The 21,323-nt window shown below is 37.8% G+C and carries 18 protein-coding genes and 4 tRNA genes; 15 read left to right on the forward strand and 7 right to left on the reverse strand.

Annotation, left to right across the window (positions count from 1 at the left end; genetic code table 11):
• Window positions 1-258 precede the first annotated feature (258 nt).
• Together dsrB and cspE are read right to left on the reverse strand one after the other, a co-directional pair.
• Entirely contained in the window at window positions 259-453 is a 195-nt protein-coding gene (dsrB, locus tag GTH24_RS12215) for a protein DsrB (protein WP_072068541.1), read from the reverse strand.
• A 110-nt stretch (window positions 454-563) separates the two neighbouring features.
• A complete protein-coding gene (gene cspE / locus GTH24_RS12220; RefSeq protein WP_004243573.1) occupies window positions 564-776 on the reverse strand; it encodes a transcription antiterminator/RNA stability regulator CspE in 213 nt (70 codons plus the stop codon).
• Window positions 777-1,231: 455 nt separating this feature from the next.
• Here cspE and GTH24_RS12225 point away from each other — a divergent pair, with 455 nt between their 5' ends.
• Window positions 1,232-1,738, forward strand: coding sequence for a YlaC family protein (locus tag GTH24_RS12225; protein ID WP_164526463.1), 507 nt, complete (start codon window positions 1,232-1,234; stop codon window positions 1,736-1,738).
• 157 nt (window positions 1,739-1,895) lie between these two features.
• Window positions 1,896-1,971 (forward strand) — tRNA-Asn (locus tag GTH24_RS12230).
• A gap of 180 nt (window positions 1,972-2,151) precedes the next feature.
• Here GTH24_RS12230 and GTH24_RS12235 read toward each other — a convergent pair.
• Both GTH24_RS12235 and GTH24_RS12240 read right to left on the reverse strand, forming a co-directional pair.
• Window positions 2,152-2,745 carry an NAD(P)H-dependent oxidoreductase gene (locus GTH24_RS12235; protein WP_072068543.1) on the reverse strand — a complete coding sequence of 198 codons (594 nt, stop codon included), beginning with the start codon at window positions 2,743-2,745 and terminating at the stop codon, window positions 2,152-2,154.
• Window positions 2,746-2,834: 89 nt separating this feature from the next.
• The gene (locus GTH24_RS12240) at window positions 2,835-3,776 is read right to left on the reverse strand and encodes an AraC family transcriptional regulator (RefSeq protein ID WP_115349991.1); all 942 of its coding nucleotides are present in this window, start codon (window positions 3,774-3,776) and stop codon (window positions 2,835-2,837) included.
• A gap of 297 nt (window positions 3,777-4,073) precedes the next feature.
• Here GTH24_RS12240 and GTH24_RS12245 point away from each other — a divergent pair.
• From GTH24_RS12245 to GTH24_RS22205, 6 genes are all read left to right on the forward strand, one after another.
• Window positions 4,074-4,149 (forward strand) — tRNA-Asn (locus tag GTH24_RS12245).
• A 323-nt stretch (window positions 4,150-4,472) separates the two neighbouring features.
• Window positions 4,473-4,548: transfer RNA gene (locus tag GTH24_RS12250), tRNA-Asn, on the forward strand.
• 292 nt (window positions 4,549-4,840) lie between these two features.
• Window positions 4,841-4,916 (forward strand) — tRNA-Asn (locus tag GTH24_RS12255).
• 198 nt (window positions 4,917-5,114) lie between these two features.
• The gene (gene pyrC / locus GTH24_RS12260) at window positions 5,115-6,167 is read left to right on the forward strand and encodes a dihydroorotase (protein WP_072068544.1); all 1,053 of its coding nucleotides are present in this window, start codon (window positions 5,115-5,117) and stop codon (window positions 6,165-6,167) included.
• Window positions 6,168-6,378: 211 nt separating this feature from the next.
• On the forward strand, window positions 6,379-6,633 hold the full coding sequence (gene bssS / locus GTH24_RS12265) for a biofilm formation regulator BssS (protein ID WP_064720401.1): 255 nt from the start codon (window positions 6,379-6,381) through the stop codon (window positions 6,631-6,633).
• Window positions 6,634-7,367: 734 nt separating this feature from the next.
• Window positions 7,368-7,526, forward strand: coding sequence for a response regulator transcription factor (locus tag GTH24_RS22205; RefSeq protein ID WP_232799207.1), 159 nt, complete (start codon window positions 7,368-7,370; stop codon window positions 7,524-7,526).
• Window positions 7,527-7,786: 260 nt separating this feature from the next.
• Here GTH24_RS22205 and ttrA read toward each other — a convergent pair whose 3' ends face one another.
• The 3 genes from ttrA to ttrB are packed head-to-tail and all read right to left on the reverse strand — an operon-like array spanning window position 7,787 to window position 12,628.
• Window positions 7,787-10,867, reverse strand: a complete 3,081-nt coding sequence (gene ttrA / locus GTH24_RS12275; protein ID WP_164526464.1) for a tetrathionate reductase subunit TtrA — start codon at window positions 10,865-10,867, stop codon at window positions 7,787-7,789.
• The gene (gene ttrC, locus GTH24_RS12280; protein WP_072068547.1) at window positions 10,860-11,888 is read right to left on the reverse strand and encodes a tetrathionate reductase subunit TtrC; all 1,029 of its coding nucleotides are present in this window, start codon (window positions 11,886-11,888) and stop codon (window positions 10,860-10,862) included. Before ttrC ends, ttrA begins: the two co-directional genes overlap by 8 nt.
• The gene (ttrB, locus tag GTH24_RS12285) at window positions 11,885-12,628 is read right to left on the reverse strand and encodes a tetrathionate reductase subunit TtrB (protein WP_072068548.1); all 744 of its coding nucleotides are present in this window, start codon (window positions 12,626-12,628) and stop codon (window positions 11,885-11,887) included. Before ttrB ends, ttrC begins: the two co-directional genes overlap by 4 nt.
• 177 nt (window positions 12,629-12,805) lie before the next feature.
• Between ttrB and ttrS the strand changes: the two genes are divergently transcribed.
• From ttrS to GTH24_RS12320, 7 genes are all read left to right on the forward strand, one after another.
• On the forward strand, window positions 12,806-14,569 hold the full coding sequence (gene ttrS, locus GTH24_RS12290) for a tetrathionate respiration histidine kinase TtrS (protein ID WP_072068549.1): 1,764 nt from the start codon (window positions 12,806-12,808) through the stop codon (window positions 14,567-14,569).
• A 10-nt stretch (window positions 14,570-14,579) separates the two neighbouring features.
• Window positions 14,580-15,182, forward strand: a complete 603-nt coding sequence (gene ttrR, locus GTH24_RS12295) for a tetrathionate respiration response regulator TtrR (protein ID WP_072068550.1) — start codon at window positions 14,580-14,582, stop codon at window positions 15,180-15,182.
• A 74-nt stretch (window positions 15,183-15,256) separates the two neighbouring features.
• A complete protein-coding gene (locus GTH24_RS12300; protein ID WP_072068551.1) occupies window positions 15,257-16,198 on the forward strand; it encodes a Kdo(2)-lipid IV(A) acyltransferase in 942 nt (313 codons plus the stop codon).
• 271 nt (window positions 16,199-16,469) lie between these two features.
• Window positions 16,470-17,678, forward strand: coding sequence for a multidrug efflux MFS transporter MdtG (gene mdtG, locus GTH24_RS12305; protein ID WP_072068552.1), 1,209 nt, complete (start codon window positions 16,470-16,472; stop codon window positions 17,676-17,678).
• A 420-nt stretch (window positions 17,679-18,098) separates the two neighbouring features.
• Entirely contained in the window at window positions 18,099-19,634 is a 1,536-nt protein-coding gene (locus tag GTH24_RS12310; protein ID WP_072068553.1) for a peptide MFS transporter, read from the forward strand.
• Window positions 19,635-19,799: 165 nt separating this feature from the next.
• Entirely contained in the window at window positions 19,800-20,579 is a 780-nt protein-coding gene (locus GTH24_RS12315; protein ID WP_164526465.1) for a PhzF family phenazine biosynthesis protein, read from the forward strand.
• A 108-nt stretch (window positions 20,580-20,687) separates the two neighbouring features.
• The gene (locus tag GTH24_RS12320) at window positions 20,688-21,098 is read left to right on the forward strand and encodes an acyl-CoA thioesterase (RefSeq protein ID WP_072068555.1); all 411 of its coding nucleotides are present in this window, start codon (window positions 20,688-20,690) and stop codon (window positions 21,096-21,098) included.
• Window positions 21,099-21,323: the final 225 nt, after the last annotated feature.

Consider the following 21,323-nt stretch of genomic DNA (forward strand, 5'->3'; position numbering starts at 1 on the left):
TAAAGGAAATTTTTTGGGTAAGTGCAAACACAGAAATATATTAGAAAGGAATATTACAATGCACTGCCCACCAAAAGTGGTAAGCAGTTTTAATGAAGAAAACAGCCTACCTATTGATTTGAATAAATCTATTTTGAGTTAACTGAGTTACCGTTAACCTATAACTTTGCGTATCCAAGGTGACTTCTCCTCACTAAAATTTAGCAAAAGTATAAGTAGCTGATTTAAAATTGTAAATGAACCGAACCTAAACACAAATCACTTTTCTTGTATTGGCTTAACAAATGTCCCTTCACCACCCTCTTTTTCATTAAAAAACCAAATTCCTTTTGGATATTCAGGGAGTGATACTAAATACATAATACCTTCGTTAAATTCTTCAATAAGTAGGATGATCCCTTCACGATCGTCAACACCATCTGTTTTCACAACAACCTTATCATTAATCTGCATTTTCTCTCCTGATAAATATTATCATTCTCTTTTTGTTTATTTTACCCATAAAGAAAAAGCCTGCCACCATAAGGTGACAGGCTTGAAGAAAATTTTTAAAAGGCTTTAAATTACAGAGCTGTTACGTTAGCAGCTGCTGGACCTTTTGCACCGTTTTCAATTGTGAATTCTACGTTCTGACCTTCAGCCAGAGTTTTGAAACCGTTACCTTGAATGGCAGAAAAGTGAACGAATACGTCTTTGCTTCCGTCTGCTGGAGTAATAAAACCAAAGCCTTTAGACTCGTTGAACCACTTAACTTGACCTTTCATTTTGTCAGACATGTGACTTTCCTATATATCAATAAAACGTTGCCTTCTCGGCATCTACTGGCCTGAACTACCTATAACTTATGGGCACACATGAAGAAAACGGTCAAAAAGCGATGCTGTTTAAAACTCATTAACTTAGAATGTCAATCATAAATCAGGTCTGTATTGAGGCCTTACTCATTAACGCATGAGACAAGTTTAATAGCAATAGTTTTATGCGTCTAAAGATTAAAAAAATGCGAATTGCACATTAAAAATACAATTCTTCCTCTATTTTTATCACTGTGTATAAAATTTATTTGATATTTTATCTCTATTATTAACAACAACTAAGAATAATCTTAATGGCATTATAATAACAGTTAACCTCAGAATTTAAAAAAACTGTTCTACCTGCTTATCTTGTCTCCGTGATAATCTAGCAACAAGAAACAAGTTTGCAACATTCATCTCTTAAGGTGTTTACAATGAATGTATTAAAAGAAATCTTAGAGCGTGATTTAAACCGGATCAATAAAGCTGAAAAAAGAGACGGAAAACCACACTTTAATAGTCAATTTTTGAAAAACCATATCTGGTTATGTATCAGCATGGTTCTCTCTTATATATTACTTGCCGCATTACTTATCTACTCTCCTTATTTTGGCATTATTTCACTGGTGCTTTTTACTTTGATGTTCCTAGTGATGGCCGGAGTATTGCTATTTGACATTAAGCCTATCTATAAATTTGAAGATATTGGCGTACTTGATTTAAGAGTTTGCTATAACGGTGAATGGTATACCTTTGAGAAACTGTCTGATGAAGCAGTAAATGAAATTCAGCAACATCCCGCAATTTCGCCACAAATAAAAGAAGACATTCGAGAGATTATTAGTAAAAAACAAGAAATTCATTTTTATGATGTCTATTTGATGGCATTCGACCCTGTCCAGCAATCTATTTCAGCATCACAATTATCACCCCAATCTTGATCCATTCTCCGTGTTAACCGTAAAGACACGGAGAATAACTTCTATTATTTAACCACTTTGTCGATAAACCAACCAAACAGATATTTAATCCACTTTTAGCGTTGACACCCTGATATATCATCGTTATTATGCGCCTCGTTCTCAAGAAGAACACGCTTCCTCCATAGTTCAGTCGGTAGAACGGCGGACTGTTAATCCGTATGTCACTGGTTCGAGTCCAGTTGGAGGAGCCAAATTTAAAAGAGCCCGCGCTGTCATAGTGCGGGCTTTTTGCTATTAGCTATTCCATCAATGTTTTCTATTAAAACCAGCCACTTTTCCTCATCTTTAATTTATCTTTTTCATTTCTACCGCATGTGGCTGTTTAAACCTCTTGTAAATAAGAAATAGCCAATAAATACGCTTGGCTAAGTTTAATGATACAAACCAATAATTTCTTGTTCTAAGTGCTTTTTATACGCCTGAATATCTTTTTCAATTTGTGGTTGTTTTACCACATCAAACATTCCGAAGGTTTTCAATCCTTCCATGCCTAAAAACTGATTTGCTTTGTGGAATGGAAAATACACAGCATCAATACCTTTTCCTTCAAAGAATTGCTCTTGTTCTTCAAAAGATTCAAATGGCGCATTCCAAGTCACAGAAAGTAAGTATTTTTTACCTTGTAGCAACCCTCCCGAACCGTATTTCTTTGAAGGATCTTTTCGTGTGCGACCATCATCAATAAATAGTTTACCGTCACCGGCACTAAATACATCATCAATATATTTTTTTAAGATCCAAGGACCTTCCATCCACCATGCTGGCATTTGATAAATAATAACGTCAGCCCATAAATATTTATCAACTTCTTCATCATTATCGTAGCCATCATCAATACGTGTTGATTGCACATTTATCTGATGTGAAGATAGCAATGTCGTCGCAACTTGCGTTAAATGATCGTTGAGTTTTCCTTCAGAACCATCAAATTCTTTTGATGCATTAATAATAAATACGTTAGCCACTTCAAACTCCTTTATATACCAATATCTAATAGCATGACTGTAACGCAATCATTCATTATTGCTTTAACTCATTTCTCCATTATTCTTGCCTAATAATCCAAAGATACTCTTTCAGTGTCAGATTCTTTTAATCGTTGGATATCTTTTAAAGGAGCTAGACCAAATAATCGATGATATTCACGACTAAATTGTGATGGGCTTTCATATCCCACTCTAAATGCGGCTTCAGAGACGTCTGCCATTTCAATTAACATAATGCGTCGGGCTTCATTGAGGCGTAGCCATTTTTGATATTGTAATGGTGTCATACCCGTTCGGTTTTTAAAGTGGAAATGAAATGAAGAGGTACTCATTCCTACTAATGTGGTCAAATCTTCAATGCGAATAGTGTCTCGATAACGCAACTTAACCCAATCAAGCGCATGATTAATTTGACGGCATTGAGGGTGTTGCGATGCTAATAACTGCTGCCTAGCCCCACCATTTGATCGTAATAAGTAATAAAGGATCTCTTTTTGGATCAAAGGAGCAATGAAAGGTACATCCTCTGGTGTATCAATCAGTTTAATAAGCCTAGTGACTGCTTGTAATATTGGTGCTGTGACGGGAACAACTTGTTGAGCTCTGTGTTGATTGCTTTCTTGCAATAATTCAAATCGATTTTCAGCTAACAATTCAGGCAATAAAGAGAGGTCTAATTTGAGTAAAATAGCTAAAAATGGCGCCTCTTTAGAGGCTTCACAAACTTTAGCAAAAGTAGGTATATCAGATGATGTCAAAAGCATATTCATAGGGCGATAACAATTTGTTTCTAAGCCTATTGTTATTTGTTTTGCACCTTGAGCAGCAATAGCCAAACTTGGCTCATACATCCACCCTTCTGATTCTGTCGTTGCTGTATAATGACACAACGCTAATCCAGAAACAGCCGTATCCCAACCTCCTTCCTTATCTTTCGTATGGGAAAGGAGTGTTTTTTTAAATTCCTCGAACTCAATTAAAATTGGCGTTGATAAATCGGTGATGTTCATTATCTCTGGATCTTCTCTTTAACCTCAACATTCCTTACATTGTATTCTTAAACAGTATGAAAAACTTTCTTTTGAAAAGACCTCTTTTTGCTTCTTATCGACTTTAGAATTACATCGCATAATAGAAATATCTTATTATACATAGCATCTACTGATAACCATTTATTTTTTATACATTTTTATCAAAAAAGAAACAACTTGATGCAGTCTTGAGCAAACGGTATTTTTTTTCATTTTTTTACTTTACAAGGTGACAAAGGATAGCTATTATTCGCCTCGTTCTCACGAGAACACGCTTCCTCCATAGTTCAGTCGGTAGAACGGCGGACTGTTAATCCGTATGTCACTGGTTCGAGTCCAGTTGGAGGAGCCAAATTTAGAAAAGCCCACACTATCACAGTGTGGGCTTTTTGCTTTTTAGCCTTTTATTTTCTTCTTTGGTTTTGCTGGTCTCTTTTTCTCTAAGTTTTATCAATAGCTTTCTATAACTTAATTACTAATAAAAACACTCGTTTTCATGTTTTCCATTTTACCTAGTGTGATTTATTGAATTATTTTTATCTTAAAGTAGCTTTATTTGATTTAAAGCCTATAAATTAGTTATTTTTTAACCACTTAAACTATTATTTCACTTTTTTTACTTTACAAAGCTCATCACCCTCGCTATTATCCTTCTCGTTCTCAAGAGAACACGCTTCCTCCATAGTTCAGTCGGTAGAACGGCGGACTGTTAATCCGTATGTCACTGGTTCAAGTCCAGTTGGAGGAGCCAAATTTAGAAAAGCCCGTGCTATTATAGTGCGGGCTTTTTGCTTTCTATCATCCGCATGATCCAATTCCCTCTCTTTTCCGTTAATGTATTTTTTTAAGATCTCCATTTTTTACTGTTAAACACTTCATCTCCTTATTTTTATTCGTTATTGCAAAAAATCACACCTCTTTATCAGAGCATCCGTTTTAGAAACGTACAAAATGTTGCTTATCTACGCACTTAAACAAATATCGAGGATTGTCCTTTGACATATCAAAACTACCGCTATATGATACACGCCACTTAGTGTTATTCCTCCATAGTTCAGTTGGTAGAACGGCGGACTGTTAATCCGTATGTCACTGGTTCGAGTCCAGTTGGAGGAGCCATTTCTATTTGTGTCACCCTCGTAACCTTTTGATTTTATTCTCTGTTTTCCCTTACAATATTCTATAATACATAATAAAAAATACGATTAAATGGTAGCTATTTAATCGTTTTCGTATTAGCATTCGTTTCCGGCTTGACTACTTAGTCCAATCCAATCCTTGATCTTTCGATTTTCCTAAGACACACGGAGCCGGTATATGACCACTGCACAACCTATCACCCTCACTATTCGCCGTCCTGATGATTGGCATGTTCACTTTCGTGATGATGACATGCTAAAAACCGTTGTTCCTTATACCAGTCATTATTTTGGCAGAGCTATTGTCATGCCAAACCTCGTTCCACCAGTTACAACTATTGAAGCAGCTCGCGCTTATCGTGATCGAATTAAAGCAGCTATTCCTGCTGGTGATAACTTCGAACCTTTAATGACTTGCTATTTAACAGATAGCACACTGCCTTCAGAAGTTGAACAAGGTTTTTTACAAGGTGTTTTCACTGCTTGTAAGCTTTACCCAGCAAATGCAACAACAAACTCAAGCCATGGTGTATCTGATATTACAAAGATTTATCCAATCTTAAGTGTGATGGAAAAAATCGGTATGCCATTGTTGATCCACGGCGAAGTTACTGCTTCACATATTGATATTTTTGATAGAGAAGCACGTTTCATTGATAACGTCATGTCCCCTGTACGCAAACAATTTCCTGAGCTAAAAATAGTTTTTGAACATATCACAACCAAAGAAGCGGCTCAGTATGTGCTAGAAGGAAATGAATTTCTCGGCGCCACCATTACTCCGCAACATTTGATGTTTAACCGTAATCATATGTTGGTTGGCGGTGTTAAGCCTCATCTCTATTGTCTACCAATTCTTAAACGTAATGTTCACCAAGAAGCATTAAGACAAGCAGTAGCATCTGGAAATTCTCGCTTTTTCTTAGGAACAGACTCTGCACCACATTTGCAACATCGAAAAGAGTCCTCTTGTGGCTGTGCGGGTGTATTTAACGCCCCTACTGCATTAGCCGCCTATGCAACCGTGTTTAAAGAACTTGATGCATTAGCGCACTTTGAAGCATTCTGTTCACTCAATGGTCCACGTTTTTATGGGTTACCTGTAAATGAAGGCACCATTACGCTAACAGAAAAAACCATTGAAGCACCTGCTCAAATTCTTTGTGGTAATGAAGCACTTATCCCATTCTTAGCGAATGAAAATGTTCACTGGGATATTACTGTCGATTAATCTCACCCCTTGATATTCTTCTAAAATGCACCATATAACATTTGTTCGGCTGTTAATGGTGCATTACTCTTTTATCAGAGCCAGCACACATTTTTTTGTTACAACAAAAATTTATCTTTTTAATCATGATAAATCTCGTATACTGAAAAGTAACCACATTGCGTGGGAGCTTCTCTCTTAGTCAAAACCGGCTGTATGATTAGGAGGTATTATGAGTAGAAAAAATGAAGTTATACAGACACATCCTGTTGTAGGCTGGGATATCAGTACCGTTGACATCTACGATGCCATGATGTTGCGTTTACATTATCTTCCTGAAAACGAACATCATCCAGAAAATGCAGTTGTAGATAAGACACTTTGGCTCACAACAGATATAGCTAAACAGTTGATTCATATTCTTCAAGCAGGTATTGATAAAATTGAATCATCTGAAGATTCTGTTTCAGACAACACCAAGCATTAATAAAAAGATCGACAAAAAGATAGCGAACGCAAAGCAGGAGTACAATGTACTCCTGTTCTCATTTTTATCATTCCGCATAATAATTTCTTATATATTATCTATTCATAAATTTCATATTATGAAAAATAACTAACAACATTAATAAATAAATCATCATTTAATTCAAGAGTAATAATAATTATTTTATTCGATATATCTTAAAAAAAATAACATATAAGCCGAATTGACATAAAATGAACTTATCTTTATTTTAATAAATTAATAGAATAGCAACAAACAAGGAAGTTATTTGTGAGAGTATTAATTATTGATGAATGTTTCTTTACTCGTAACGGTATAAAACATTTTTTTCCAAAAGAAATATAAGACATGAAATTATTGATACATCATCTATACAAGAAGCTAATAATTATATTAATCATTCTATGCCTGATATTATATTTATTGATCTTACCCGATATTGCCGAGAAATAGCACACTGCCAACATTTGCAACTCTTTTTCATTTCAACAAGAAATTGCCGACTTTATCTCTATATTGATGCAAACTATCCTGATAAAGAAAGACCTATCGCATTGACAAATAACTGTTTTATCCTTCCCAAAAGAGTACTTCCTTGGGTGCTTGAAAAAACGTCTTTATTCACATCACGATGCCAAGTGTTTTTCCCAACATATAAACACTCTATGTGTTCTATTTTCAGCACACAAGAGCAAAAAATTATTAATTACTGGATGAACGAATTGCCTAATCACCAAATAGCTAAAAAGCTACGTATTAGCAATAGCACAGTATATTCACACAAGAGACATATCACTGAAAAGATTAACGTAAAAAATAGAATTGAACTGTTTTTCATATATAACATTTTAAAATACATATATGAAAAGTAGTCTTATCCCTTAAATTATAAAATTAAGAAAAGAAAAAAGGAGTCCGATTCCTATTATTACTCTCTGTAAACGTGGTGACGAATAAGCGTGTTGGCCACCTTAAATTCATTATAATACTATGTATGTAGGGTACATATGATATTAAAACAATTAAACTAATATTATGTATATTTTATAATATAAAAAAACTATTCACTTTGTTATCACTTCACTCTCCATCTTAAAGAGTGAAGTGATAGATTAAAGTTCAAGGCAAATAATTAAGCGATACGTTCAATTTTAGCAGGTAAACCTTGACGAACAGAGGCACCAGATACCCAGTCTAACCAAGTATTGGTTATCTCTCTTGTTGGATCAGCAAACCCTAAATCATTAAGATTGATACCATTACCAATATCTTTATCCATCGGTAAAGGTTGTTCATCTAAGTAATGTTGACGAGAGCCTAATTCTTGATGCCCATAACCATGTTCAATCGCTAAAACACCTGGCATCACACCATCGAGTAAACTAATCTCAGCTTCAACTTGCCCACCAGGTGTTACAATACGAACCTTATCACCATGATTAACTCCCCATTTTTTACCATCTTGAGGATTAATTGCGACCAAATTACTCGGTTTCACCATTCGTAAACGTTGTATCATACCCGTTGAGCTACTCACTACATGAGACTTAAAGGACATTAGTTTTAATGGCCATTGATTTTCAGGATAGTGCTGGTGAATATCACTACCATCTGAAAGACGTGGTGGATAATAAGTTGGGCAACCACTATAACGCTCACCCGTTATTGCATGATGATTTTTCGCAACTTCTTCATTCCAAATTTGTAATGGTTTCTTCCACTGAGGTCCAGTTTCATCACCATTCCATGCTTTGTCATAAGGAGCAAAACGACCGCCTCGGGTGTAAATATATGCAACACGCAATACTTCTTCATTTTTTAATGTGGAAGTTATTGCTGGCAAAATTCGATCAACACCACTCAGTAAAATATCTTCATTAGTTGCAGGTGCAACCGGTTTTTCACCCATAAAAGCCATATTAGCCGCAACACGTAAATAGTAATCTTCTGCACTGTTGATTGGATAGAAATTTCCATCCATATCTTCAATAGCTTTATCACCAAAGCCGGGTAAATCTAAGGCTTTGGCAACAGCAATACAGAATGTTTCCATTGAGATTGGTTGGCCTTCCGCTGTTTTAGCAACTCGAGGTTCAATAATCGGCCAACGTGCGGTACTTGCTTTCACTTGAACACCAGACCAAGGCGCACTAAATCCCCAACTTTCAAAATTGTGAGTATCAGGCACGATATAGTCTGCGAGCGCGGTTGTTTCATTCATAAAGGCATCAATGCCGATAATTAAAGGCAAATGCTTCGGATCTTTAAGACGCTCTTCCATTACTTGACGAATACCAGCGATCCCATAAACAGGATTGGTCATATTCGTGATCCATGCTTTTAATGAATAAGGATAACCCGCTAATGCAGAACCTAGTTGCTCAGTTAATTGCCCTGCGGCAAACGGATACCAAGGCGCTTTTGCCGGATATGGAGATTCCCCTTTCTCTACACGCTCACGATATTCATCGGATTTTTCATAGGCAGCTTTACTACGCGATAACACCATACCTTTTGGCTTCACTTTACCCTTAAAGCTATCCATTTTGTAACAAGGGCCATCTGTTGCACCATTAAATTTACCGCCACCAACAGATACCCCACCTTTAAGGTTTAAGTTACCTATTAGTGCATTGAGCATGATCACGCTCCAAGCAGTATAAAAACCATTTCCTCCCATCATACCACCATGAGAGATAACAGCAGCTTTTCGCCCATAAGCGGTGAATTCACGGCCTAATGCAGCAATGGTCGTTTCTGGTACTTTACAACGCTCGCTATATTCAGCCAGTGTCATACGTTTAGCTGCTTCATCAAGTAATTGGAAACTTGATTTTACCGTCACTTCAGTGCCTGTTTTTAAAGTGACTTTATGCGTAGCAAATAATTGTGCTTTATCGATTTGTGTCGCAGGAACTAATTCACCATCTAGTGATAACACTAAGTTTTGCTCTTCCCCCTCAGCAACATCATTAAAATGTGCCGTGGTAAGCATTTGTCCTGAAAGTGGATGTTTTTCATCACTGATCACAAGGTGAGTCGCATTTGTCCAGCTCTTCTCACCCACATTTTTCATTGAAACTTCGCTTGGCACTGACAGATAGTCTGCATTGTAGCGCTTATTTTCAATGATCCAGCGGATCATTCCCATCACTAAAGCGGCATCCGTTCCTGGTTGAACAGGAACCCAATGCCCATGATCGTTAGCTAATGTTGTTGTTAACGGTAAAGCCGGTGCAACAACCACATAATTAAACGAGTCACGAATACGTGCATTAGCTAATTGGCGACCTTGGCGCTTAAATGGATTACCTGATTGTGCTGGTGATGTTCCTAAGAACAGTGCAAATTCAACGTAATCCCAATCTGGTTTAACGTGGGCGTTTTTATCTAAATCGTTCATTAACGCACCAGAACCAGCACGATACGCTAATCCGCAATAAGAGCCATGAGCACCAAAGTTTTTACTACCAAATGAGTTTTGAGCAAAGCGACGAATAAATGTATCACGCCCATCATCACCCGCATTTGTCATTAATAATTGGTTAGCTTTAGGGCCTAATGAGGGTTGTTTGGGATCAATAAGAGTATCTAAATCACGGATCGCACGTAAACCATCAACATGACCTTCTCCAAACAAATCACCGCCTTCAACAATTTCTTGGATCAATTGTTCAAAGCTAATGCGTTTCCATTTACCTTCACCCCGTTTACCGACTCGTTTCATCGGTTCAAGAATTCGAGTTGGGCTATCAAGGCTTTCCATCATGGTTGCACCACGCGCACAAGCCGTAGAGCGATTTTCTAACCCACTTTCACCCCCCATTTTTTCAAATGCTTCTTTAATTGGCATGTTGTAGCCAAAATGATGATCATGAGAAAGTGGATGATAAGGGTTACCTGCAATACGTAATACTTTATTGTTTGCTCGATCAACACGGGCACGAACACCGCATTGCGTCCAACAACCAAAACATTGGGTCATACAAACAGATTGATCAGTATTCGCTTGCCAATTGCTCTCTTTAACAACCTTACCTTCAGGTAATAACGAGTTACCATTGATCCTATCAAGTGTCACTTTACCCGATGTGCCATCAACTAAACCATCTACGGCACGTTTAGCAACATCACGGTAGCTGGCAGCAAATGCGGTAATACCACCGATAACTAATCCACCTTTAAGCCATTGACGTCTTGTAAATTTAGCCATGCTGCACTCTCCTGACAACCCAACGAATACTTTCTCTAAAGATGATGGTTAACGCTATCCACAATCCAAATGTTCCGACGATTGCCATCAGTCCATCATTGCCTAGCGTAAACTCATAAGGATTTGTAATAATGTTATATTTTGGAAGATATTGCGCACCCATCAACATTAACCAGCGTAATACCCACGCAAGCCCCATTGATACAAATGCCATCATGGTAATAAATGCAACCGAACGAGCTTGTTTTGCCATCAAAAGTCCCATCGCAACAGAGATAACCCATAGTGCGATAACGCCCATAGCACTCCACCAGCCAAGACTTCCCATTGCTAATTGTTGTCTAATGGCTTGACCTGAAATAGTATCGCCAGCAACCCAAAAACCTGTACATACTGCTAATAACATTAATGAACTTACAAACCACATCGCTAATTCACGTTGATGTATAGGTTCACGACGCGTTCCTAATGCCAACAATGTTGGTAGTACTTGCATTGCACTAAAGAACAGAAGGATCGGTAACCAATAGGTATACAGCACAGGTCTTGCTTTTAAGATAGAAGCTTCGCGCCCTGTATATAACAGCAAACCAATTGCAGTTAATGAGCAAGCTAATGCAACCCAACGTGTTAATTTATATTCACGTTTCCACACTAAGCGAACAACCATTGCCGCAAAGTAAAGCATGCTAAACGCCGAGAATAATGGCAGTAATATTGAACCCCATGCCATCCACGACCACGGTGTTGGATAAGCATAAAAGTGCCATACACGTGCGGTCTGGTGTAAATCTGCAGTTAAAGCAAGCGGTGCTGTAATACCCGCTGTTACTGCAATAAATACCGCAACGGCTTCTAAACGTTGATTACCTGCTCGGCCTTTCCAACACTGCCAACAGGCGTAAAGTGTTGCACTGCAAGCAATACCAATAAAAAAGAAATACTGCACAGCCCAAGGCAACCAAAAATATTCTTGCGGGATCGCCATGACTTCTTGAATTTGAGAGACTTGCGAGATCATGAGTGAACCTCCTGCTGCCATAATGCTGGTTGTCCTTGACCTGCTAACGGTTGTACAAATGCATCATCGAGGCCGAGATAGAAAACTTGTGGCAATGTGCCACTTTCTGGTTTTAATACTTTCAGCTCTTTTTCATGTGTACGCAGCATTTTGCTAATAGTGCTATTAGGATCTTTCATATCACCAATAATACGCGCGCCACCAACACAAGATTCGACACAGGCTGGCAATAAACCGACTTCAAGGCGATGCGCACAGAAAGTGCATTTATCCGCAGTTTGTGTTGAGTGATTAATAAAACGTGCATCGTAAGGACATGCTTGAACACAATAAGCACAACCAACACAACGTTCATTATCAACAACAACAATGCCATCTTTACGTTGGAAAGTTGCTTGGACAGGGCAAACTGGGACACAAGGCGGTTCATCACAATGGTTACATAATCTAGGTAGCAAGACGTTAGTTATCCCTTCTTGCCCCTTGATAGCAACCTGATATTGGTTTACTGTCGTCCTAAATTGCCCTTGGGGTGTTTGATTTTCAATATTACAGCTCACAGTACAGGACTGGCATCCTACACAACGGCGTAAATCAATCAGCATGCCATAGCGTTTATCTTCCGAGCCTTCACGACGCTCAGGTGATAATTTAATGCCGGCTTCAGCTAAAGGAACCAGTGAAGCACCCGCAGTAAGGACCCCTAATTGTTGTAGAAATTTTCGTTTTCCAAGATCCATATTTGTCTCCAGCATCACTCAACAACACAATCTCACAATGAGTGAAGGAAATAGAAAGTAAAAAGTATGTGTTTTGTTATAAGAGCATTGTAAAAATTACTGAAGACAACACCTATTGTGGTTTACCACATACTGGGTATGAACTTGATCCAAAACAATATTTAATATTAGATATTTATGACGATAAAACAGACAATTGGGATAAGAAAAGCAGTAAGTATCGGATTATTGCTGCTCTTTTTTGTACTACCTCTACATGCCATTGCAAAAGAGTGGAGCATTGGCGTCTTAGCCTTACGGGGTGATGCTTCAACACAAAGACACTGGTTGCCTCTTGTTCAAACATTAAATGAACAATTTCCTTCAGAAAATTTTGTGTTAGTTCCCTTAAATCTGGAAGAAATGAAGCTAGCAGTAGCGAAAAAAAATGTTGATTTCTTGCTAACAAACCCTGCGCAATTTATTCAATTAGATAATGCTTTTCCATTACGCTGGTTGCTCTCTTTACGCTCTGGTTATGAGCCTGATAACACAACACGAAATGTGATTGGTAGCCTGATTTTAGTTCGTAATGACAGCCCAATTACGTCTGTTCACGAGCTAATAGGAAAGCGTGTGGGTGCCATTGCTCCTGATGCTTTTGGTGGTTATCTTTTAGGTTATAAAGCACTACGCGAAGAAGGTATTGATCCCGATAAAGATTTCACATTACGTTTCACCGGTTTTCCTGCCGATGCCTTGCTTTATCTCTTACGAGATGAAGATATTAACGCGGCAATTATTCCCGTCTGCCTACTAGAAAATATGGATAATGAGGGGTTGATTCGAAAAAGTGATTATCGTCCAGTGATTTCCTATCAAACTAACACGCCGTGTTTAACTAGTACCCCCCTATATCCTAATTGGTCATTCGCCGCATTAGACACTGTGCCTGATGAGTTAGTTGATAAAGTAACTCGCATTTTACTCACAGATGACAGTAAACCCATGAAATGGGGAGCCCCTGCGTCACATACACAAGTTGAAAACTTACTCAGAGAAGTCAACCAACATCCTCGACAACGACAACTTTGGCAAGATGCAAAAAGCTGGGCAATCCAACACCAATTTATTATTGGTCTTTCGTTGGCGGCTATTCTTTTTCTTATTTTAAACCAAGTGTGGATTAGCTATTTAGTAAGACGTCGCAGTCAACAATTAGAGCATGCACATAATCGATTAAGGCAGCAAAAAGAAGAATTAGAACATGCTCAACGCTTAAATATATTGGGGGAGATGGCTTCAGGATTTGCCCACGAACTTAATCAGCCTCTTTCTGCCATAAAAAGTTATGCACAAGGTAGTGTTATTCGCCTTAAAAAAGAAAATGAGTCACACCCGCTATTACCTGCATTGCAACAAATAGACAAACAAGCACAACGCGGTGCTGATATCATTAGAAATCTACGTTTATGGGTTGGAAAACAGACACCTAACACAGATACAATTACGCTTTCTCATCAGAATATCGCTGAGTGTATCCACCATATTTGGAAACTTTTACGTGTAGAAGAAAAATACCCACAAGTTTCACTGAAAACCAATGTTGATGAGCATGATACTCTGTGTTTACCTGAAACCTTATTAGAGCAAATTTTATCGAATTTAATCACCAATAGCCTGCAAGCAGGTGCGAAGCACTTGAAGATAAGTACACACAAAGCACCGGATAGATTGCTTGTCGTTATTGAAGATGATGCAGGCGGAATGAGTCATAGTCAGCTTGAACAACCTTTTTCTCCATTCCAAACAACAAAAACGGAAGGGCTTGGATTAGGTTTAGTGATTTGCCAACGATTACTACTTTCTCAAGGTGCGGATATTCACATTGAAAATCAACAAAATGAGCAAAATAATATCGGATTAAAAATCACACTTATTTTCCCTAATAAAAATAAATAACGGAGAAAAAATGCCCACTATTCACCTTGTGGATGATGATCTTGCAGTCACTGATGCTTGTCAGTTTTTATTAGAAAGCTTAGGTTATTCAGCCCATGTTTGGAATGATAGCGAATTTTTTATCAACAATGTCAATCTCTATCAACAAGGGGTTGTGCTATTAGATATGCGGATGCCAAAACCTGACGGTAGACAAGTCCACCAGCATTTAATTGATAAGCACAGCACACTTTCTGTGATTTTTTTAACGGGCCATGGTGATATTCCTATGGCTGTGGAGGAGATCAAAAAGGGAGCTATTGATTTTTTACAAAAACCCGTTGATAGCAATGCACTGCTATCTGCCTTAGATGCCGCATTTCTTGAAACAAATATCCGTTTTACAGCACATGATATTCGTCGTCGCTATGCATCATTAACCCCAAGAGAAAAAGACATTGCTTATTATGTTATTCAAGGTTTAATGAACCGAGAAATCGCTGAAGTTGCTTGTGTTTCAATAAGAACTGTTGAAGTTCATCGAGCCAAAGTAATGGATAAAATGGCCGCAAAAAATATTGCTGAATTGGTGACTGCATTACAAGGCATTGAAATAATTTCACCTAATTTATGACAAAATTTCTTATCTGCGCTAAAAAGTGTCACAATATAAGATATTCATTGGAAAAATAGTAAATAGATAGGCTTATGATAAAGTCACCTCCATTTAAAAAATCATTTTTGCAGCCTAAGTATTGGCTGACTTGGTTTGGGATCGGATTACTCTATATTCTGGTTCTGCTTCCTTATCCTGTCATTTATTGGCTAGGTACACGCCTAGGCCGTTTCTCTAAAGTTTTTTTAAAAAAACGACTCCAAATAGCGGAACGAAATCTTGAACTTTGTTTTCCACAAATGCCAAAAAGTGAACGCGAAGCTTTAGTTAATAAAAATTTCGAATCTGTTGGTATGGGATTGTTTGAGACTGGAATGGCTTGGTTTTGGCCTGAATGGCGAGTTAAGCGCTGGTTTAAAGTCAGCGGACTTGAAAACATTTCAGCGGTTCAAGAAAAAGGACAAGGCATCTTACTTATTGGGATACATTTTCTTACTCTCGAACTAGGTGCTCGTATTTTTGGTATCTATAACCCAGGAATTGGTGTTTACCGCCCTAACGATAACCCCGTTATGGACTGGCTACAAACATGGGGTCGATTACGCTCTAATAAATCGATGATCGACAGAAAAGATGTCAAAGGCATGATACGTAGTTTAAAAGCGGGTGAAATTGTTTGGTATGCACCTGACCATGATTATGGCCCACGGAAAAGCGTTTTTGTACCTTTGTTTGCTGTTGATAAAGCAGCAACAACAACGGGAACTTATATTCTGGCAAGAACCAGCAAACCAGCATTAATTCCATTTACGCCCAAACGCTTACCTGAAGGTAAGGGTTATGAGCTAATTATTTCTCCGGCTGTTGCTGATTTCCCCGTTGATAATGAGGAAAATACTGCTAAAGCGATGAATAAAGTGGTTGAACAAGAGATTTTACGTGCGCCAGACCAATATATGTGGTTGCATCGTCGCTTTAAAACCCGCCCAGAAGGTGATGCTTCTTTATATAACGAAATAAAGAAAGTACACTAATCACAAAGTGGCTGTTTTATTCCAAAGCAGCCACTTTGTAATATGACAACACGCTGATACAACAATAATAAAATCAACAACAGCACACGCTGTAAACTCCTGCAAAAAACATTATAAGAGCAAGACCTATCGCACTTATTCTGTATCATGGCTATATTCTTATTCACTATAAATAAGAAAACCGATGCGTTGTCACAATATTCAACGTCACCACGGTTATGTTCAGCCTATTTTCTTGGTTTACTCTCTCGTTCTCGGCTAAAGGAGTAACATGGATCTCAAGCCCCGAAATAATTCTTGGAAACGTAATCTTTATATTGTCTGGTTTGGTTGTTTTCTAACTGGCGCAGGTTTTAGTTTGATCATGCCTTTTCTTCCTTTATATGTTGAAGAATTAGGTATAACCGATCATGAAGAGCTTAACCTTTGGACGGGTGTAGCATTTAGTATTACTTTTCTTTTTTCTGCTATCGCTGCCCCTTTCTGGGGAAAATTATCTGATAGGAAAGGTCGAAAATTAATGCTATTACGCTCTGCCCTTGGCATGGCCATCGTCATGGTATTAATTGGTTTTGCACAAAATATATGGCAATTATTGGTATTACGTGCCTTGCTTGGTGTATTAGGTGGCTTTGTTCCTAATGCTAACGCATTAATTGCAACTCAAGTTCCTGTCAAAAAAAGTGGTTGGGCATTAGGGACCCTTTCAACAGGTGCCGTAAGTGGCGCTTTAATTGGTCCTTTAATTGGAGGGATGCTTGCTGACCTCTATGGTTTACGCCCTGTATTCTTTATTACTTCAGCGGTTTTATTTATTTGTTTTCTAGTCACCCTCTTTTTCGTGAGTGAAAACTTCACGCCTGTTTCTAAAAAAGACGCACTAACCACAAAACAGGTTTTTTCATCACTTAAAAACAAAAGACTCGTTGTATGTCTATTTTTCACCACAATGATCATACAAGTAGCGACGGGCTCTGTTACGCCTATTTTGACACTTTATATCCGTGAATTAACAGGATCGGTCAGTAACCTTGCCTTTATCAGTGGCGTTGTTGCCTCTGTACCTGGTATTGCTGCACTTATTAGTGCCCCTCGCTTTGGTAAGCTAGGCGACCGAATTGGCCCTGATAAAGTCCTTATTTTTACCCTCGGACTCTCTATTTTTATGTTAATTCCAATGGCGCTGGTCAGTAATTATTGGGAACTTGGTGCGTTACGATTTTTACTTGGTGCAGTTAATGCGGCCATGTTACCAGCAGTACAAACGCTTATTCTCTATAACATTACCCCTGCTATTGCGGGTCGAATTTTTAGTTATAACCAAGCACTAAGAGATGTTGGAAATGTTACAGGACCGTTAATGGGTGCTTTTGTTGCTGCAAGCTATGGATTTAGAGCTGTTTTTTATTTCACCGCGGCTGTTGTCTTTTTTAATCTAATTTATTCTTGGTTAAGCTTTAGAACGCCACAAGAAAAGTAGTCAAAAAATCCACAAATAAGATTAGTTAATAGTTTTTTTTCTTCAAAAAATTACACTTTTACATTTAAAGGCCCAATTGTTACTTTTTTTATTCTATTTTTTGTAATTTATTGTTTATTAAGAACATTCTTAACACCTATTTGTTAAGACCTCTAAAATTTTCTTGTCCTCTTTTTTCAAAAAATTGCAAGGTTAACTATTGCAAAATGAGATTTTTATCGACTTTTACACCAAAAAATGGTTTATAAAGTATTAAATATACTTTTAGTCGCTAAATTCTGACAAAAGTATGTTAAAAATATATTAATTAAATGCAGTGAATATTGATAACAGAATGAAATAATTTTGTTTCATCACTTGCTAATATTTTGTTCTTTTTACTTGCAAACGACCTGTAGAGGTTTTTTTTGGGAATTTAAGATGCAATCTACTCACTCAAAATCTAGCCGAACTTTCTTTGGCCACCCATATCCATTAAGCTCCCTTTTCTTCACTGAAATGTGGGAACGCTTTTCTTTCTATGGTATTCGCCCATTATTGATTCTATTTATGGCGGCAACCGTTTATGAGGGTGGCATGGAAATCCCCAGAGAGCAGGCTTCTGCTATTGTGGGTATTTTCGCTGGCGGTGTTTATTTAACATCGCTACCTGGAGGTTGGCTCGCTGATAACTGGTTAGGTCAACGCCTAGCTGTATGGTATGGCTCTATCTTTATCGCATTAGGGCACCTATCCATCGCACTTTCTGCGTTTTGGTCACAAGATCTGTTCTTTATCGGTTTATTACTGATTGTATTAGGTACAGGGTTATTTAAAACCTGTGTCACAGTGATGGTAGGAACCTTATATAAAAGGGATGATACTCGCCGTGATGGTGGATTTTCCTTATTTTATATGGGTATCAATATGGGCTCATTTATTGCACCACTCATCACGGGGTTCTTAGTACGTGATTATGGCTGGCATTGGGGCTTTGGTATCGGTGGGATTGGTATGCTTGTTGCGTTACTGATTTTCCGCTTTTACGCCGTACCGACCATGCGTCGTTTTGATAGCGAAGTTGGTTTAGATTCAAGCTGGGATCGCCCAACGGTTGTTCGTCGTAATGTCGGTCAATGGATTTTAGCATTATCTGTCGTTCTTATGGCAATTGTTGGCCTTATTATTTCTGGTGTTATTCCTTTTAACCCAGTTGCTGTGGCTAACTTTATGGTCTATGTGATTTCCGGTAGTGTTATCGCCTATTTTATCTATTTATTCCTATTCGCTGGATTAAGTAGTAGTGATCGTTCTCGCTTATTTGTTTGTTTCCTTTTATTGGTTTCAGCCGCCCTTTTCTGGTCTGCATTCGAACAAAAGCCAACATCATTTAACTTATTTGCCAATGACTATACAGACTTAAACTTTATGGGCTTTGAGATCCCAGCAGTTTGGTTCCAGTCTGTAAACGCGCTGTTTATTATTGTTCTTGCTCCTGTCTTTAGTTGGTTATGGCCAATGATGGCACGTAAGAATATGAATTTAAGCAGCATCACTAAATTCGTGATTGGTATTTTATTTGCAGCAGGTGGCTTTACCGTCATGATGTTTGCATCTGAGAGCGTTATCGCAACAGGACAAGGCGTTTCACCACTTTGGTTGATTGGTAGCATCTTATTGCTGACATTAGGTGAATTATGTCTAAGCCCAATTGGCCTTGCCACAATGACTATTTTAGCCCCAGCAAGAATGCGTGGGCAGGTCATGGGATTATGGTTCTGTGCAAGCGCATTAGGTAATTTAGCTGCTGGTTTAATGGGTGGGAATATTCGTCCAGACAAATTGGATGTTATGCCTGATTTCTTCTCTCATGTTTCTATCGCACTGGTTATTTGTGCCATTGTTCTTGCTGCACTGATTATTCCAGTTCGTAAGATTTTACAAAGCGCAGATAGCAAAGAGAAAGCACAAGCTTAATTTCACTTGCTCGTTACTGAAGCCATGCCTCATCTACTTTTAGGCATGGCTTTTTACTTTTATACCCTGTTATTTAAAGGTGATTTTTATATATTGCACCTAGTATTTAAAACACTTAATCTCATTATCTTCTATTTATTGATAGTTTATCACTAAGGTAATGCGATGACTGTTCTTCCTATTTATTATGTTAATGCCTTTTCCTCTACATCTTTTTCAGGAAACCCCGCAGCTGTCATTTTGTTAGAAGAATGGTTGCCTGATGCCACCTTAATTGCACTTGCCAGTGAGATTAATTTACCTGAAACCGCCTTTTTAGTAGATAATCACATTCGCTGGTTTACACCCAAAATAGAAGTACCATTATGTGGGCATGCCACATTAGCCACCGCATTTGTATTAAAGACGATTAAACACGTTTCAGATAATTTATTTAAATTTCATTCACTTTCAGGTGAGCTCACCGTCTCTTGCCAAGACTCATTTTTTACGCTTGATTTTCCAACCATTCCTGCGACGTTAAATAACAGCATAAAATCACAACTCGAAACACAACTTAATTTAACCATCAATGAAGTTTGGCAAGCGCGTGATAGATATGTTTGCTTTTTGTCTGAAGCAGATCAAGTGATTAATTATCAACCTGATTTTTCTCAAATAGCCCAGTTAGATTTACCTGGCGTTATTATTACTGCAAAAGGGGATAAACCTTTTGATTTTATTTCTCGTTTCTTTGCACCAGTAAAAGGAGTAAATGAAGATCCCGTTACTGGCACATCTCACTGTGTCTTAGCTCCTATTTGGAGCGATAAGCTCAATAAAAAACAATTACATGCAAGACAAGTCTCAAAGCGAGGTGGAAATATCGACTGTGAATTAAAAAATGGCCGTATTCTACTTACAGGTGATGCTGCTCTTTTTCTAGCAGGCGAAATTACCTTTTAATTACTGACGACATTATCAGCCATTCATCTACTTTGCTTTCAATTTACTCTATTTTATACTGTGGGGAATATTTCCCTACAGTATCAAAAAGAAGAAGGCTTTATTGTTATGTCTATCTCTGACTTATCTCCTGAACTGCAAGATAAAATCAAGAATTCAGTTACTCGTGTTTCTAAAGTTATCTTTCCAACCACAACTAATCATCACTCCACACTCTTTGGTGGTACTGCATTAGCTTGGATGGACGAAGTCTCATTTATTACCGCCACACGCTTTAGTCGTAAACGCCTAGTGACTGTTTCAACCGAAAAGATTAACTTTAATCACCCGATCCCATCAGGTACGATTATTGAACTTGTAGGTGAAGTTATTCGTGTTGGACGTACCAGCTTAACTGTTAATGTCTCTATTTTTCTGGAAGATATGTACGCAGAAGGACGAGAAGAAGTGATCCATGGCCAATTTAATTTTGTTGCTGTCGATAATGCTGGTAAGCCCACGCCATTATTCGACAAATAGCTTCCTATAAAGAGTAAAAAACCTCTTTTTACCTTCCTTAATTAAAAAGTACATGATTTTATTATGTCGTAAATTATTATTAATAATAACAAGACATTAAAATAATTAATTCAAATGGATATTTTTCAATCAAAGAAAAATATTCAATAAAATCAACAATAAATAAGATTACTAACATGTAAGACAAGAGTTATCCACAGTTAATGTGGATAACTACATTAAGTC

Origin of the sequence: Proteus vulgaris (assembly GCF_011045815.1) — a bacterium.
GTDB classification, from domain to species: domain Bacteria; phylum Pseudomonadota; class Gammaproteobacteria; order Enterobacterales; family Enterobacteriaceae; genus Proteus; species Proteus vulgaris_B.

Coding starts and splice junctions, on each gene's coding strand:
- dsrB (WP_072068541.1), bottom strand. CDS start 453: ATGCAGATTAATGATAAGGTTGTTGTGAAAACAGATGGTGTTGACGAT.
- cspE (WP_004243573.1), bottom strand. CDS start 776: ATGTCTGACAAAATGAAAGGTCAAGTTAAGTGGTTCAACGAGTCTAAA.
- GTH24_RS12225 (WP_164526463.1), top strand. CDS start 1,232: ATGAATGTATTAAAAGAAATCTTAGAGCGTGATTTAAACCGGATCAAT.
- GTH24_RS12240 (WP_115349991.1), bottom strand. CDS start 3,776: ATGAACATCACCGATTTATCAACGCCAATTTTAATTGAGTTCGAGGAA.
- pyrC (WP_072068544.1), top strand. CDS start 5,115: ATGACCACTGCACAACCTATCACCCTCACTATTCGCCGTCCTGATGAT.
- bssS (WP_064720401.1), top strand. CDS start 6,379: ATGAGTAGAAAAAATGAAGTTATACAGACACATCCTGTTGTAGGCTGG.
- GTH24_RS22205 (WP_232799207.1), top strand. CDS start 7,368: ATGAACGAATTGCCTAATCACCAAATAGCTAAAAAGCTACGTATTAGC.
- ttrA (WP_164526464.1), bottom strand. CDS start 10,867: ATGGCTAAATTTACAAGACGTCAATGGCTTAAAGGTGGATTAGTTATC.
- ttrC (WP_072068547.1), bottom strand. CDS start 11,888: ATGATCTCGCAAGTCTCTCAAATTCAAGAAGTCATGGCGATCCCGCAA.
- ttrB (WP_072068548.1), bottom strand. CDS start 12,628: ATGGATCTTGGAAAACGAAAATTTCTACAACAATTAGGGGTCCTTACT.
- ttrS (WP_072068549.1), top strand. CDS start 12,806: ATGACGATAAAACAGACAATTGGGATAAGAAAAGCAGTAAGTATCGGA.
- ttrR (WP_072068550.1), top strand. CDS start 14,580: ATGCCCACTATTCACCTTGTGGATGATGATCTTGCAGTCACTGATGCT.
- GTH24_RS12300 (WP_072068551.1), top strand. CDS start 15,257: ATGATAAAGTCACCTCCATTTAAAAAATCATTTTTGCAGCCTAAGTAT.
- mdtG (WP_072068552.1), top strand. CDS start 16,470: ATGGATCTCAAGCCCCGAAATAATTCTTGGAAACGTAATCTTTATATT.
- GTH24_RS12310 (WP_072068553.1), top strand. CDS start 18,099: ATGCAATCTACTCACTCAAAATCTAGCCGAACTTTCTTTGGCCACCCA.
- GTH24_RS12315 (WP_164526465.1), top strand. CDS start 19,800: ATGACTGTTCTTCCTATTTATTATGTTAATGCCTTTTCCTCTACATCT.
- GTH24_RS12320 (WP_072068555.1), top strand. CDS start 20,688: ATGTCTATCTCTGACTTATCTCCTGAACTGCAAGATAAAATCAAGAAT.